This window comes from Clostridium sp. LIBA-8553 (assembly GCF_057782465.1).
Genome location: NZ_CM173489.1, coordinates 2,064,747 through 2,078,664, shown reverse-complemented (window position 1 = coordinate 2,078,664; position 13,918 = coordinate 2,064,747). Strand labels below are relative to the sequence as shown.

The window sequence follows — 13,918 nt, the reverse complement described above, 5'->3', positions numbered from 1 at the left end:
TCAAGATTATCTTGGTTCTTTTATTTTTAGGAGGAATTATTATGGATAGAAACATTGAAAATAGTATAGGAAAAATATTTAGACATTTTAAAGGAGATCTTTACTTAGTAGAAGGAATAGTTACTCATTCTGAGAGCAGAGAAAAATTGGTTTTATATAGAGCTTTATATGGCGATTGTGGTCAATTCGTAAGACCTTATGATATGTTTTTAGAAGAGGTTCCAAAGGAAAAAGAAAATCCTACAGGACAGAAATATAGATTTGAAGAGTTTGAAGTTAAAAGTTTAAATAGATAAAGAGACAATTTAATATACGATTGAAAAAATTATATATTAAAAACGTAATAGCTCAGAAAGAATTCTAGAATACTTTCTGAGCTATCTTAATGAATAAGAGGTTATAGCAGACTTAGCTATAACGAAATGAGTTTAGAGGAATTTAAGACCCTAAAATAATAACACGTACATTTTAGAATACAGTCTTAAATTGAAACTCTAAAGTAGAGAAAATTTATATAGGAACAGCTGTATAGATTAAATGACTCTACAGCTAATATTATTAACATATAAAAGAATTTATATACTAAAATTAAAAAAATTATTTTTTGTGGCCAAAACCCTTAGGTTTAATGTAGTGATCTATAACAGGTACAAGTAAATTCATAAGAAGAATAGAATAAGATACTCCTTCTGGATAACCACCAAATATTCTTATTAATGTAGTTATAAGTCCACATCCAAAAGCAAATAAAATTTGTCCTTTTTTTGTCATTGGAGAGGTTACATAGTCTGTTGCCATAAAAAAGGCACCTAGGAATAAACCACCTGTGAAAATTTCATAAAGACCATTTCCACTTAAGAAACCATTTCTACCTATAACAGTTGTTAATATTAAAACTGTAGCAATATAGACAACAGGTATATGCCAAGTTATTATTTTTCTATACATTAAATATATAGCACCAATTAATATAGCAAGAGCAGAAACCTCTCCTATACATCCGGCTATGTTACCTAAGAAGGCATTACTTAGTGAAGGAAGATTTCCCTGTCCACTTTTTAATAAAGCTAAAGGTGTAGCTGTAGTAACACCATCTAAGGTAAAAATACTAATAGCTTCAGGCCATGCAGCTAGGATAAAAGCCCTAGCTGCTAAGGCTGGATTCATAAAGTTACATCCTATACCACCAAAAATTTGCTTTACTAATACTATTGCTACGATAGAGCCTATACATGCTACCCAAAGTGGTGTGTTAACAGGAAGATTTAATGCTAGTAAAACACCTGTAACGACTGCACTTAAATCCTTTATGGTAATCTCTTTCTTTGTGAGCTTTTGAAAGGCGTACTCAGAAATCACAGCGGAGAGTGCACAGGTTGCAATAATAAATATGGCTCTTAATCCAAAAACTAAAGCTCCAACTAGAGAGGTAGGAATTAAAGCTATTAAAACATCTCTCATTATGCTTTGAGTGGATGTATTCGTCCTTATATGGGGAGATGAATTAACTAAAAGGTCCTTATCGTTTATTAAGAGTGGGTCCATATACTCTTGTTTTGTATCAATCATTCTTTTCACCTCTTTACTTTTTAGAATTATTTCTAATTGATTTCTTTGCTTCTCTAATATTATTAACTATAGAGATTTTGGCAGGACAAGAAAATGTGCAACAACCACATTCTATACAATCCATTCCATTAAATGATTTAAAGTCTTCAAATTTATTTTTTATAGCAAAATCATTTAATTTTTGAGGAAATAGATTCATTGGACATGAATTTAGACATTTTCCACATCTTATACAATGGCTCTTAGGAGCATTATCCACTTTAGACAAACAAAGAATACCAGAAGTTCCCTTGGTCACGGGTAATTCTAAAGAATTTATAGCAAAGCCCATCATAGGACCACCTAATATTATTTTTGATGGCTTATTTATAAATCCACCACAAAATTCAATTACATCTTTTATTGGAGTTCCTATTTTTACCTTAATATTTTTAGGCGTTTTTATAGCATCACCACTAACTGTAATTATTCTCTCTGTAAGAGGATATCCTTTTACTAGACTAATATATAGCTGATAAATAGTAGATATATTATGAACAATGCAGCCTATATCTAGAGGAAGCTTTCCAGAAGGAACTTGAAGTTTAGTCAAGGCATAAATTAAATGTTTTTCAGATCCTTGAGGATACTTTGTTTTTAATGGTACTACTTTTATTCTTGAATTATTTCCTAAAGTGCTATTAAATTTATCTATGGCATTTAGCTTATTATCTTCTATACCTATGTAGATTAGAGCTTTAGGGAAAAGTTCTAGAAGAATATTTAAGGCACTAATTATTTCATCAGTATATTCAAGCATAACTCTATGGTCACAGGTTAAATATGGTTCACATTCAGCGGCATTTATAATTATATAATTAATTTCTTTATCATTAGGAACATTAAGTTTTACATGACAAGGGAATGTAGCTCCACCAAGGCCAACAATGCCATAATCTTTTACTAGTGAAACAACATCTTTTAAAGAAAGTGTATTAGAGTACTTAATATTTTCATTTTGAAAATTTTCATATTTAAAGTCATTTTCTACTATTATTGACTTAACTTTTGAACCATTAAGTGTAGAGATATCCTTAATTTCTTTTACAGTTCCTGATACACTAGAATGAATTGGAGCAGAAACAAAGGAAGAGGAATCAGCTATTTTTTGGTTTACGAAAACCCTGTCTCCTACACTTACTATAGGTTCACAGATTTTACCTATATGCTGAGAAAGTAGAAATATTAATTCTTTTTTAGGTTCAAAAATTTCTATAGATTTATCTTTAGTAAGTTCTTTATTATAAGGTAAATGAAGCCCTTTTTTAAAGGTAAAGAGACTCATATATGCACATCCTTTCATATAATCTTCATATTTTAATACTATGTATAAAATTATTAATAAATTACATATTTTTAATTATTAATGTTTTATATTCAAAGAAATAAAATTATGTAAAACTATTATTATTAGAAGAAGGTAATGTTTACAGAGATGTTTTTTGAAAAAATAATTTAAAATTGAAGTTTAATTAAATTTGAATATGCAAAAACATAAGCGTATAATGTATATGTTAATAAAATGTTAAGAGTAAGGAGGGGGAACCTTTGAGTAATGAGAGTACGAAGAGAGTACTGTCACACAGAAAGGATTTAAGATTTAAATTAGTTCTAGAAGGTGCTGCTATAGGGCTTTTATGTTCTTTAGTTTTAGTATTAAATAGAATGATTGTTAATTACTTATTTCCACTTTTTAAAAAGCTTTATGCATGGGCTGCATTAAGCGGTACTAATATGATTATAGTTTTAGTTATTTTAGCTATTTTAGGAGCCATAGTTGGATTCATGGTTAGAAGAGAGCCAATGATTTCAGGAAGTGGTATTCCTCAAGTAGAGGGAGAATTAATAGGTAAACTTAGAATGAACTGGCTAAAGGTTTTAGTTTATAAGTTCTTAGGTGGAGTAATATCTCTAGGAGCTGGATTATCTTTAGGTAGAGAGGGCCCATCAGTACAAATGGGTGCTGCAGTTGGTGAAGGGTTTAGTAATAGTTTAAAGAGAATAAATATAGAGAAGAAATACCTTATAACATCAGGTGCTTCAGCAGGTCTAGCGGCAGCATTTAATGCACCTTTATCAGGAGTCATATTTGCCTTAGAAGAGGTTCATAAAAGTTTTTCGCCACTAGTATTAGTTTCTGCAATGGCAGCATCCTTAGTATCTGATTTTGTTTCAAAACAATTCTTAGGTATGAATCCTAGCTTAGGAATGGCTAATGTCCCTGTATTACCTTTAAATTATTACTGGGTATTAATAATATTAGGCGTCGTTTTAGGAGTTGGTGGTGCAATATTCTCAAAGGGAATTTTAAAAGTACAAAGCATGTATGGAAAATTTAAAAAGGTTCCTGTAGAGATTAAAGTTATGATTCCTTTCTTACTAACAGGTATATTAGGTATTTTTGCACCTATAATATTAGGTGGTGGTCATGAACTTATAATGGATTTAGCAACTAAAAATTTTACAATTAAAATTCTTTTAGCTGTGCTTTTAGTGAAATTCTTATTAACAATTATAAGTTTTGGTGCCGGTACACCAGGAGGTATCTTCTTCCCATTATTACTTTTAGGTGCAGTAATAGGTAATATAGTTGGAATAATAAGTTGTAATGTGTTTGGAGTTCCCAATCAATATATAATAGATTTTATAATATTAGCTATGGCGGGTAACTTTGCTTCAATAGTAAAGGCACCTATTACAGGTATAATACTTATTACGGAGATGACAGGTTCTTTTGAACATATGTTAGCTTTATCAGTAGTTGTTATAATATCATATGTAACATCAGACTTATTAAAGAGCGAACCAATTTACGAATCTTTATTAGAAAGATGGATAGAGAAGGTTGGATCAGATGTAGAAGAACCTTCTAATAATAAAACTTTATTAGAGATTGGTGTAGAACTTGGTAGTGTTGCTGCTGGAAAGAAAATAAAAGATGTACATTGGCCAGAATCTGCTCTTTTAGTTGCAATAAAGAGAGGAAATAATGAAATAATACCTAGAGGATGCGTTGAAATACAGAGTGGAGACTATTTAGTCGTAATGGTTGACGAAAGTAGAGCAAGTTCTGTTTTAGAAGAAATTCAATTCTTAACATCTGCTAAGGAAGAAATTTAAAGCTGTGAATATTCACAGCTTTATTTTTTAGGGAATTTAAACTGAAAAATTTTATGCATAAGTAAGGATGGGGTGAATATAATCATATTAAGTTATATTAAATATTCTTTGGAGGGTATTATGCATAAAATAAAGGAGTGGGCTAAGGAAGTTTATAACCTTTGTGAAGTTGGAGAAGTAGATGAAGAGATTATAAGGGAATGTGAAAAGATTTTAGAGGATATTAGAACAGATGAGATTAAAGTTGATGTTGAAACGGAAGGAATTTTACTAGAAGTTTGTGATAAATATACAAAATAAAAAAATGATGTATCAAATGATGCATCATTTTTTTATTTAGTTAAATTTTATCTTGAACCTTTTTTCTTTTTTTTAATTGAATATCCAAAAGAGCCTAAAGGCTTTGAGTTAAGGCCGAAATATTCACCGTGACTATAAGCCATTAGATTAGCTTTGCTAAAATGAATCGTTCCTTTTTCATCTATAAGGCTTTCATCAACTTTTACGTTAACAACTTCAAATAAGAACATGTCATGTGTACCTAATGGAGTTATGCTTTTAAGCTTACACTCTAAAGCAACTGGTGCCTTTTCAATAGATGGAGTAGATATTGCTTCTCCTTTACTAAGGGCATATCCAAAGTGTTTTATTTTATCGACTTTTCTTCCAGATTTAACACCACAAAAATCAACAAATTTGACCATATCCCTAGAAGGTAGATTTATTACGCATTCTCCACTTTTTTTTATGTATTCATAGGATAATCTTTCCGGTCTTATTCCCATAGCTATCATTGGAGGTTTAGTGCAAACTGTACTTACCCAACCTACAGTAAAAGCATTTACTTTATCTTCTTCATTTTTAGAAGTAACAAGAACTACTGGCGTAGGATTTAGCATTACACTTCCTTTAAAATTAACTTTTCTCATATGTATCTCCTTTAATTTATATTAAATTCTTTATTAGACATAATTTAAGACTTTAAAATTATAACATGAAAAATTTATATATAAAACTAAGAGAATAATATTTTTAATAAATTAGAGGAATACTATTTATTATTTAATTTTAGAAAGGATTTTTTTATGAAGAAGAAAAGTATATTTTTATGTGTAGTTTTTATTTTAGCAAGTTTTATTATAGGAGGGATAGGAGAAAAGGAAATCAAGGCAAAAGAGAAAAGTGAATTTACAATATGTATTGATGCAGGACATCAAGAAAAAGGAGATAGTAAGCTTGAGCCAATAGCTCCTTGGTCTAGCAATAAAAAGCCTAGAGTATCATCAGGTACTGCAGGCGTGGGAACAAAAAACAGAGAGTATGAGATAAATTTAGAGGTTGCTATGATATTAAAGGAACTTTTAAACAAAGAAGGATATAATGTAGTTATGACTAGAGAAAAAAATGAAGTTTCCTTAAGTAATAGGGAGAGAGCTGAAATATCTAATAATTCAAAGGCTGATATTTCAATAAAACTTCATTGTGATGGTTCAAATAACTCAGGTAAAAGAGGTGCTTCAATTTTAATACCTTCTTCTGAAACAAAACAACTTTCAAGTATATATGGAGAAAGTAAAAGATATGGAGATGTTTTATGTGAAACTTTAAAAGAAAATGGAATAAAAGTTAATGGAGTTTTTGAAAGAAAAGATATGACTGGTTTTAATTGGTCACAGAGACCAGTAGTAATATTAGAAATGGGATTTATGAGCAATTGGGAAGATGATAGACTTTTAGGAGATAAGTTATATCAGCAAAAAATAGCTGACTTAATAGTTAAATCCTTAGAAAAATATAGAGTAGATTTATAATTTAAGAATTTTACTTTTATATATTAAAATAAATTCTAGATAAAATACAGATAGTTATGATTAAAAATTCACTATGTTTAAGAAAATAATTAAACATAGTGAATTTTTATGTTAGGATATGTTTTAGAAATCAATATTCACCTAAAAAATATCCTTATATTAAAGGCTTTAGAATTAATAATGGACATCTATTAAATGGAAGCGTATATTATCATTACTCCATCCTAAATCAAAAGGAACAAGAAGTCTATCAGTATTGTGACAAGTAACTAAAGGATATCCTTTGCTATCTAAGCCTGTAACTGTTGATATGTGTGTTATTCTTCCATTCTTTTCATAAGCCACAAAATCACCAGGTCTTAAATTATAGGCTTCTTTATATATTTCAGAATATTTTCCCTTAGCAATATAAGAAGCACGTCCGCTGTGTACCATATAATTTTTGAAGGCTTGAGCATTCACCCAGGCTTTAGAACCTTCTTTACCTGAATAATTCCAAGTAGAGTTTTTCTTAAACCCTCCTCCTTCATGTAGTATTTGAGAGGCAAAGTTTGCACAATCGCCTCCTTGAGGGTTAAAATCAGTATATTTTTTATTATAATTAAATCCAAGTTCATCATCTGCAGCGGCACCACAATATTGGTGAGCGTAATCAATTGCTTTTTGAGTTCTTTCATCAGGAGTGTAATCTGGACTCGTTCTATTTAAAATATATGATTTTATTTCGTCTGACTTGATATTATTTAAATCTAGAGAATCAGCAAATGGATCTGTGTACCATTCTTTAGTTATAATATATCTACCATTTTCATCTTTTAAGTTTAAGTAATGATAGGTACCTAATCTAAATGTATTAGTTTTAAGTGGATCGTTTAAGTAATAATATGTAAATTCAGTGGATACCGTACATATTATTCCATATAAATCTTTTTCTCTTTCCTTAGCTTTTTTTACTTGAATCTTTGATTTTATATCATTAAATACAACTCCTTGTTTTTGAGACCAGTTATTTAGATATTCAACTTTTTTACTTTCACTTTCATAAGCCCAAAGACTAGGTTTTTTTTGTAAATCATAAAATTTCTTTAATTCTTCTAAATCATTATTTAGTATTGCTATATTTCTATTTTTAAATAAGTCCTGGATAACAGTTTCAAATTTAGTTTTTAATCCATCATCTTCTTTTTTATCTGGTTCTTTTAATAAACTTATTGCCTCAGTTAAATCAGAAGTTTTTTTTCTGTTTAAATACACATATATAGATAAGCTTAATATGACTATTAATATTATAGATGTTAATAAAAGTACTTTGCGTTTTTTTAGCATTAATATCCTCCTAGTTAATACATAATTCAATAATGTATATGTTAAGTAATAAGAAAAAATAATAATTAAGAGCAAAATATTAGTTTAATAAGATATATATGCTTTCAAATTTTAAAGAATGTTGATAAAATTAATATGTAATATGAAAGTAAAGGAGAATTACATAAGATGAAATTAATTAAAGGAAAAGTTCCGTTTATAAGAAGCTTATTTGGATGTTTTATCTTTCCTCTTGTAATAGGGTATTTTTATACATATCTTAATCCAAGCTGGTTCGTAACTAATCAATTGATTGGACTTGCTGCTGGAGGTTTACTTATAGCTAGAGGTGTTTTTGAGGAAGTTATTGCAAAAAATAAAAAAAATGCAAAGTATAGCTTTGTTGGTGGAGGAGCAATAATTCTTTATGTAATAGCTAGATATTTTGGAATATTATAGTGATAAATATTAAAGGTTGATAGAATTTTTAGTATTTTATCTTCTCAAAAAGGTGATAATATTAAGTAACCTAGAATTTGTTAAAGAGCATGTTAACGTGTTCAATTAGCATTAAATAACTATGGAGAATAATAGTTCAAAATTAAAAGAAATGGCATAGTAACCCTATGTCATTTCTTTTTTTATAAATTTAAATAAATTACATGTGCATTGGAAATAAATAAATTAAGATGAATTTTAAAAGTATTATGATGAGAGAGTTTTATATAAAAATCCTTTAAAAATTAGTTTTTTAATTGATATTATTTTTATATATTGGTTTTAAAGAATATATACTTATTAATATTAGTAAACTTTTTAATAAAGGGTAATTATGGTACAATTATTAAAATAAATATATTAATAAATATTAAAATAAACATACTAATAAAATTACTTTCCATAGGAGTGTGAAAAATGAATTTTAAAGAGAATAATATTTATAGTGGTTTTAAACTTTTAAACATAGAAAATTTAGATGAAATAGGTGGAATAGGATTAACATTTGAACATGAAAAGACTAAAGCTAAGCTTATAAAAATATTAAGTGAAGATGATAATAAATGTTTTGCAATAGGATTTAGAACTCCTCCAGAAAACAGTACTGGAGTTCCTCATATCTTAGAACATTCAGTTTTATGTGGATCTAGAAAGTTCAACACTAAAGAACCTTTTGTAGAACTTTTAAAAGGGTCATTAAATACATTCTTAAATGCTATGACATATCCAGATAAAACAATATATCCAGTAGCGTCAAGAAATAAAAAAGATTTCATGAATCTTATGGATGTATATTTAGATGCTGTATTATATCCAAATATATATAAGCATAAAGAAATATTTATGCAAGAAGGATGGCATTACTATATAGAAAATAAGAATGATGAATTAAAATATAATGGAGTTGTTTATAATGAGATGAAAGGAGCTTATTCATCTCCTGATTCTTTATTATACAGAAAGATTCCGGCAACAATATATCCAGATACTTGTTATGCTTTATCTTCAGGTGGAGATCCTGATGAAATACCTAGTTTAACTTATGAAGAGTTCGTAGCTTTTCATGAAAAGTACTATCATCCATCTAATTCTTATATATTCTTGTATGGTGATGGAGATACAGAAAAGGAATTAGAATTTATAAATAATGAATATTTAAAAGATTTTGAATATAGAGATATAGATTCAGAAATAAAAGCACAGAAGCCTTTTAAAGAAATGAAACAAGAGAGTTATACTTACGGAATAGCTGAAAATGAAGATTTAAATCATAAGAGCTATTACAGCCTAAACTTTGTAATAGGAGATGCTACAGATAGTGAAAAGGGATTAGCATTTGATGTTTTAGCTTATCTTTTAACAAGAAGTATAGCAGCTCCTTTAAAGAAAGCTTTAATAGATGCGGGGATAGGAAAAGCTGTATCTGGAGATTTTGATAATTCAACTAAACAGTCAGCATTTACTGTTCTAGTTAAGAATGCAGAGCTTAACAAAGAAGAAGAATTCAAAAATGTTGTAATGGATACTTTGAAGGGATTAGTTGAAAATGGAATAGATAAAGAGCTTATAGAAGCTTCAATAAATAGAGTGGAATTTGAACTAAGAGAGGGAGACTATGGTTCTTACCCTAGTGGATTAATTTATTATTTAAAGGTAATGGATAGTTGGCTTTATGATGGAAATCCATATGCTCATCTAAAATATGAGAAAGATCTTGAAAAAATTAAAACTGCTTTAACAAGCAATTATTTTGAGAAATTAATTGAAGAATATATGGTTAACAATACTCATTGCTCTCTCGTTTCACTTCATCCTGAAAGAGGAATAAATGAAAAGAAAGCAGCAGAACTAAAGAAAAAATTAGATAATATAAAAAATAGTTTTGATGAGAAGACTTTAGATGAAATAATAAATAATTGCAAAAAGTTAAAAGAAAGACAAAGTACACCAGATAAAAAGGAAGATTTAGAAAGTATTCCTATGTTATCTTTAGATGATATAGATAAAAAGGCAACAAAAATTCCTATGGAAGAAAAGGAAATATGCGGAATAAAAACATTGCATCATGACTTTCATACCAATAAAATAGATTATGTTAATTTCTTCTTTAATACAAATAGTGTTCCTCAAGATTTAATACCTTATATTGGATTATTATGTGATATATTAGGTAAATGTGGAACAGAGAAGTATGACTACTCTAAGTTATCAAATGCTATCAATATAAATACTGGTGGAATAAGTTTTGGAGCTATAACCTTTGCTAATTTAAGAGAAAATAATACTTTTAGACCATATTTAGAAGTATCATATAAGGCATTAAGCAGTAAAACAAATAAAGCTATAGAGTTAGTTGAAGAAATATTAAATCATACTGATTTAGATAATATGGATAGAGTTATGCAATTAGTTAGAGAAAAAAGAGCTAGATTAGAAGGAGCTATTTTTGATAGTGGTCATAGAATAGCAATGAAAAAGGTTCTATCATATTGCACAAGTAGAGGAGCTTATGATGAAAAAATAAGTGGATTAGATTATTATGATTTCTTAGTTAGTATAGACAATGAGAGTAAAAAATCAATATTATCAGAAAGATTAAAAATAGTAAGAGATTTAATATTTAATAAGAAAAATATGCTTATAAGCTACTCAGGCAAAGAAGAAGAGTATGAAAACTTTAAAGAAAAAGTAAAGTATCTAATAGACAAAATAAAGGATGAAAAATTTGATGAAGTAAAATATGAGTTTGACTTAGAAAATAAAAATGAAGGTCTTTTAACTCAAGGAAACGTACAATATGTAGCTAAAGGTGGAAATTATAAAGTTGATGGATACAAATATTCAGGAGCCTTATCACTATTAGAAAGTATTTTAGGATTTGATTATTTATGGAATACTGTAAGAGTTAAAGGTGGGGCTTATGGAGTATTTTCTAATTTTAGAAGAGATGGTGGAGCTTATATAGTTTCATATAGAGACCCTAATATTGTAGATACATTAAATGCTTATGACAATATACCTGATTATTTAGAAAAGTTTGAAGCTGATGAAAGAGAAATGACAAAATATATTATAGGTACAATAAGAAAATATGATCAGCCTTTAAGCAATGGAATAAAAGGGGATATAGCAGTTTCATATTATTTAAGCAACTTTAGTTATGAAGAGCTTCAAAAGGAAAGAGAAGAAATCATAAATGCAGATGTTGAAAAAATTAAGAGCTTTACACCTATGATTAAAGAGCTAATGCAAGAAGAATTTATTTGTGTATTAGGAAATGAAGAAAAAATAAAGGAAAATAGAAATCTATTTAATAATATTAAAAAAGTTATAAAATAAGATTAAGAAGATCTTACTAAAATTGAGGATTTTTTTTAAATGCTAATTTTAAAATTAGCATTTTAAAATATTTTCTTTAGTAAGGTCTTTTAATTTTAAATTAAACTTAAATAATTAAAAACAGCAAAAGAAAATATGATATAATATTATTTATTGTACATAGAAAGGGAGACGGACAAAAATGGATTTTGTTGCAATAGACTTTGAAACTGCTAACGAGAAAAGAAATAGTGCTTGTTCTATTGGATTGACTATTGTTAAAAATAATAAAATTGTTGATGAAAAATATTTTTTAATAAAACCTTGCGAGATGAGATTTCAGCCTATGAATATATGGATACATGGAATTAGACCGGAGGATGTAGAACAAGAAAAGACTTTTGATGAAATTTGGGAAGAAATAAAAGATTATATAGATGGCAATTTAGTAATTGCGCACAATGCGGCATTTGATATTAGTGTACTTAGAAAAACTTTAGATTTTTATAGCATACCTTATCCAGATTTTGAATATGCTTGTACTGTTGTTATGGCAAAAAATTATTATAAAAATTTACCAAATCATAAGTTAGGAACTGTCAGTGAAGCTTTAGGCTTTGAATTTTCTCATCACCATGCAGGAGAGGATGCTAAAGCTTGTGCTAATATACTTATTAATATATGTAAAGACTTAGAAATTAGCTCTGTTGAAGAACTTTCAGATAAGCTTGCAATTAGAATAGGAGCTGTTTATGATAAGGGATATAAGCCTTCAGGTAAAAAGGGAGAATGTAGATATTTAAGTAATCTAAAACTTAAAGAAAATAAGAAAGAAGGAAAGTTTTCTTTAAGATGCAAGAATGTAGTTTTTACTGGACCTCTAAGTTCAATGTCTAGAGGGGAAGCTATAGGCAATGTAATAAGATGTGGAGGATTTGTTTCTAGCTCTGTTAGCAAAAAAACAAATTATTTAATTACAGGTATTAAAGAATTAGAGAAATTAAAGGAATCTGAAAAAAGTGTTAAATTAAAAAAGGCTGAAAAGCTAATAAAAGAAAATTTTGATATTAAAATTATAGGTGAAGAAGAATTTTTATCAATAATAGAATAAAGTAAGAATAGGTATCCAAGTGATAAACTGAAACTTGTATAATGAACGCTTATAAAAAGTGTCTTTATATAAGTTCTTTTTATATAATGAATATTAGAAGATAAAATAGATTGATAAAAAATATTATCTTAAAGAGTATCTTTTTATTTAAGTTGAAGAATTTCTTTATTTAAAGTAAAATTTATTATATTGAAATAAGTTAGAAAAATTAATTGATTTATGTAATAATAAACTTATTAAAGTTAATTAGAAAATTAGAGGTGGTTAAATGAATAAATTATTTACTATAAGTGGAGTGGATTTTTTAGAAAAGGATTTTCAAGATGATATAAATGAATTTCAAGATATAATACCTATATTACAGGATTTTCAAAATGAATTAAAACTAGAAAAAATAGAGTGTACAGATGAAAATGACTGCTGTTTTAAGACTAAAGAAAATTATATATGTGAGTTAGTTGGAGCTATAACTGAAGATGATGAATTTTATTCATTAGATGAATTAAGAAATGATTATGATAAGTTTAAAGATCAAATGCTATATCCTTTTGGAATACAAGTTTATAAATGTACAGCATGTAATAAGTGGATTATAAATTTACTAGAGGAGTAAGCTTTTAACATATGGATAAATTAAAGGAGAATATTAAAGAGGTAGGTCATAAAGTTTCTAATTTTTTCAAAAAGGGAAAAAATAAGATTATAAAGGAAAAAGATCCTAAAATAATCATTCTATGTCTTATATCCTTAATTGGGATTATAGTATTTCTATATGGCAATGTTAGTAGCAAAAGAAGTGATGTTATAGAACAATTAGCTAATTCTTTGAATAAAGGGAATGAAAGAGCTTTAATGAATTTAATAGAAGAGGGAGATAAAAATTCAGGAATAACAAAAGAAGAATTAACTCCATATATTAATTTTTTTAAAGAAGATAAAGCTAGAGTAAATAAACTTATTCATTCTTTAGAGAATGGAGAAGAAGTATATTCAACAAAATTAGAATCTAGAAAGGTTTCTGGGGTGAAAAATGGTATGTAGTAATAGAAAAAAAAGATTTACTTGTATCATCAAACTTCCAAGAAGCAAGTGTATATTTAAACAATAATTTTATAGGGACAACAAATAGTTCTGGAAGTTTAGAAAT

Annotated in this window: 13 protein-coding genes and 1 pseudogene; 10 read left to right on the top strand and 4 right to left on the bottom strand. The window is 27.8% G+C overall.

What is annotated here, in order from left to right:
• Nucleotides 1-41 precede the first annotated feature (41 nt).
• On the top strand, nt 42-296 hold the full coding sequence (locus AC2JAQ_RS09185; RefSeq protein WP_488456175.1) for a DUF1653 domain-containing protein: 255 nt from the start codon (nt 42-44) through the stop codon (nt 294-296).
• A gap of 301 nt (nt 297-597) precedes the next feature.
• Here the strand turns inward: AC2JAQ_RS09185 and AC2JAQ_RS09180 are convergent, their stop codons facing one another.
• Together AC2JAQ_RS09180 and rsxC are read right to left on the bottom strand one after the other, a co-directional pair.
• On the bottom strand, nt 598-1,569 hold the full coding sequence (locus AC2JAQ_RS09180) for an RnfABCDGE type electron transport complex subunit D (protein ID WP_488456174.1): 972 nt from the start codon (nt 1,567-1,569) through the stop codon (nt 598-600).
• A 13-nt stretch (nt 1,570-1,582) separates the two neighbouring features.
• Nucleotides 1,583-2,893, bottom strand: coding sequence for an electron transport complex subunit RsxC (rsxC, locus tag AC2JAQ_RS09175; protein WP_488456173.1), 1,311 nt, complete (start codon nt 2,891-2,893; stop codon nt 1,583-1,585).
• Between the two features lie 263 nt (nt 2,894-3,156).
• Here rsxC and AC2JAQ_RS09170 point away from each other — a divergent pair, with 263 nt between their 5' ends.
• Nucleotides 3,157-4,728 carry a ClC family H(+)/Cl(-) exchange transporter gene (locus AC2JAQ_RS09170; RefSeq protein ID WP_488456172.1) on the top strand — a complete coding sequence of 524 codons (1,572 nt, stop codon included), beginning with the start codon at nt 3,157-3,159 and terminating at the stop codon, nt 4,726-4,728.
• 120 nt (nt 4,729-4,848) lie between these two features.
• Nucleotides 4,849-5,028 carry a hypothetical protein gene (locus tag AC2JAQ_RS09165; RefSeq protein WP_488456171.1) on the top strand — a complete coding sequence of 60 codons (180 nt, stop codon included), beginning with the start codon at nt 4,849-4,851 and terminating at the stop codon, nt 5,026-5,028.
• Nucleotides 5,029-5,075: 47 nt separating this feature from the next.
• Here the strand turns inward: AC2JAQ_RS09165 and AC2JAQ_RS09160 are convergent, their stop codons facing one another.
• Nucleotides 5,076-5,657 (bottom strand): flavin reductase family protein, encoded by a 582-nt coding sequence (locus tag AC2JAQ_RS09160; protein WP_488456170.1) that lies wholly within the window; start codon nt 5,655-5,657, stop codon nt 5,076-5,078.
• 156 nt (nt 5,658-5,813) lie between these two features.
• Between AC2JAQ_RS09160 and AC2JAQ_RS09155 the strand changes: the two genes are divergently transcribed.
• The gene (locus AC2JAQ_RS09155) at nt 5,814-6,539 is read left to right on the top strand and encodes an N-acetylmuramoyl-L-alanine amidase (protein ID WP_488456169.1); all 726 of its coding nucleotides are present in this window, start codon (nt 5,814-5,816) and stop codon (nt 6,537-6,539) included.
• A 174-nt stretch (nt 6,540-6,713) separates the two neighbouring features.
• Here the strand turns inward: AC2JAQ_RS09155 and AC2JAQ_RS09150 are convergent, their stop codons facing one another.
• Entirely contained in the window at nt 6,714-7,865 is a 1,152-nt protein-coding gene (locus tag AC2JAQ_RS09150) for an amidase domain-containing protein (protein WP_488456168.1), read from the bottom strand.
• A 168-nt stretch (nt 7,866-8,033) separates the two neighbouring features.
• Here AC2JAQ_RS09150 and AC2JAQ_RS09145 point away from each other — a divergent pair, with 168 nt between their 5' ends.
• From AC2JAQ_RS09145 to AC2JAQ_RS09120, 6 genes and pseudogenes are all read left to right on the top strand, one after another.
• The gene (locus AC2JAQ_RS09145) at nt 8,034-8,303 is read left to right on the top strand and encodes a hypothetical protein (RefSeq protein ID WP_488456167.1); all 270 of its coding nucleotides are present in this window, start codon (nt 8,034-8,036) and stop codon (nt 8,301-8,303) included.
• Between the two features lie 456 nt (nt 8,304-8,759).
• A complete protein-coding gene (locus AC2JAQ_RS09140; protein ID WP_488456166.1) occupies nt 8,760-11,681 on the top strand; it encodes an insulinase family protein in 2,922 nt (973 codons plus the stop codon).
• Between the two features lie 181 nt (nt 11,682-11,862).
• The gene (locus AC2JAQ_RS09135) at nt 11,863-12,771 is read left to right on the top strand and encodes an exonuclease domain-containing protein (RefSeq protein ID WP_488456165.1); all 909 of its coding nucleotides are present in this window, start codon (nt 11,863-11,865) and stop codon (nt 12,769-12,771) included.
• Between the two features lie 268 nt (nt 12,772-13,039).
• Nucleotides 13,040-13,384 (top strand): hypothetical protein, encoded by a 345-nt coding sequence (locus tag AC2JAQ_RS09130; protein ID WP_488456164.1) that lies wholly within the window; start codon nt 13,040-13,042, stop codon nt 13,382-13,384.
• An 11-nt stretch (nt 13,385-13,395) separates the two neighbouring features.
• The gene (locus AC2JAQ_RS09125) at nt 13,396-13,812 is read left to right on the top strand and encodes a TcaA second domain-containing protein (RefSeq protein ID WP_488456163.1); all 417 of its coding nucleotides are present in this window, start codon (nt 13,396-13,398) and stop codon (nt 13,810-13,812) included.
• A gap of 2 nt (nt 13,813-13,814) precedes the next feature.
• Nucleotides 13,815-13,913, top strand: a pseudogene (locus AC2JAQ_RS09120) (hypothetical protein); the annotation flags it as partial.
• Between the last annotated feature and the right edge of the window lie 5 nt (nt 13,914-13,918).

Coding starts and splice junctions, on each gene's coding strand:
- AC2JAQ_RS09130 (WP_488456164.1), top strand. CDS start 13,040: ATGAATAAATTATTTACTATAAGTGGAGTGGATTTTTTAGAAAAGGAT.
- rsxC (WP_488456173.1), bottom strand. CDS start 2,893: ATGAGTCTCTTTACCTTTAAAAAAGGGCTTCATTTACCTTATAATAAA.
- AC2JAQ_RS09160 (WP_488456170.1), bottom strand. CDS start 5,657: ATGAGAAAAGTTAATTTTAAAGGAAGTGTAATGCTAAATCCTACGCCA.
- AC2JAQ_RS09155 (WP_488456169.1), top strand. CDS start 5,814: ATGAAGAAGAAAAGTATATTTTTATGTGTAGTTTTTATTTTAGCAAGT.
- AC2JAQ_RS09140 (WP_488456166.1), top strand. CDS start 8,760: ATGAATTTTAAAGAGAATAATATTTATAGTGGTTTTAAACTTTTAAAC.
- AC2JAQ_RS09145 (WP_488456167.1), top strand. CDS start 8,034: ATGAAATTAATTAAAGGAAAAGTTCCGTTTATAAGAAGCTTATTTGGA.
- AC2JAQ_RS09185 (WP_488456175.1), top strand. CDS start 42: ATGGATAGAAACATTGAAAATAGTATAGGAAAAATATTTAGACATTTT.
- AC2JAQ_RS09180 (WP_488456174.1), bottom strand. CDS start 1,569: ATGATTGATACAAAACAAGAGTATATGGACCCACTCTTAATAAACGAT.
- AC2JAQ_RS09125 (WP_488456163.1), top strand. CDS start 13,396: ATGGATAAATTAAAGGAGAATATTAAAGAGGTAGGTCATAAAGTTTCT.
- AC2JAQ_RS09165 (WP_488456171.1), top strand. CDS start 4,849: ATGCATAAAATAAAGGAGTGGGCTAAGGAAGTTTATAACCTTTGTGAA.
- AC2JAQ_RS09150 (WP_488456168.1), bottom strand. CDS start 7,865: ATGCTAAAAAAACGCAAAGTACTTTTATTAACATCTATAATATTAATA.
- AC2JAQ_RS09135 (WP_488456165.1), top strand. CDS start 11,863: ATGGATTTTGTTGCAATAGACTTTGAAACTGCTAACGAGAAAAGAAAT.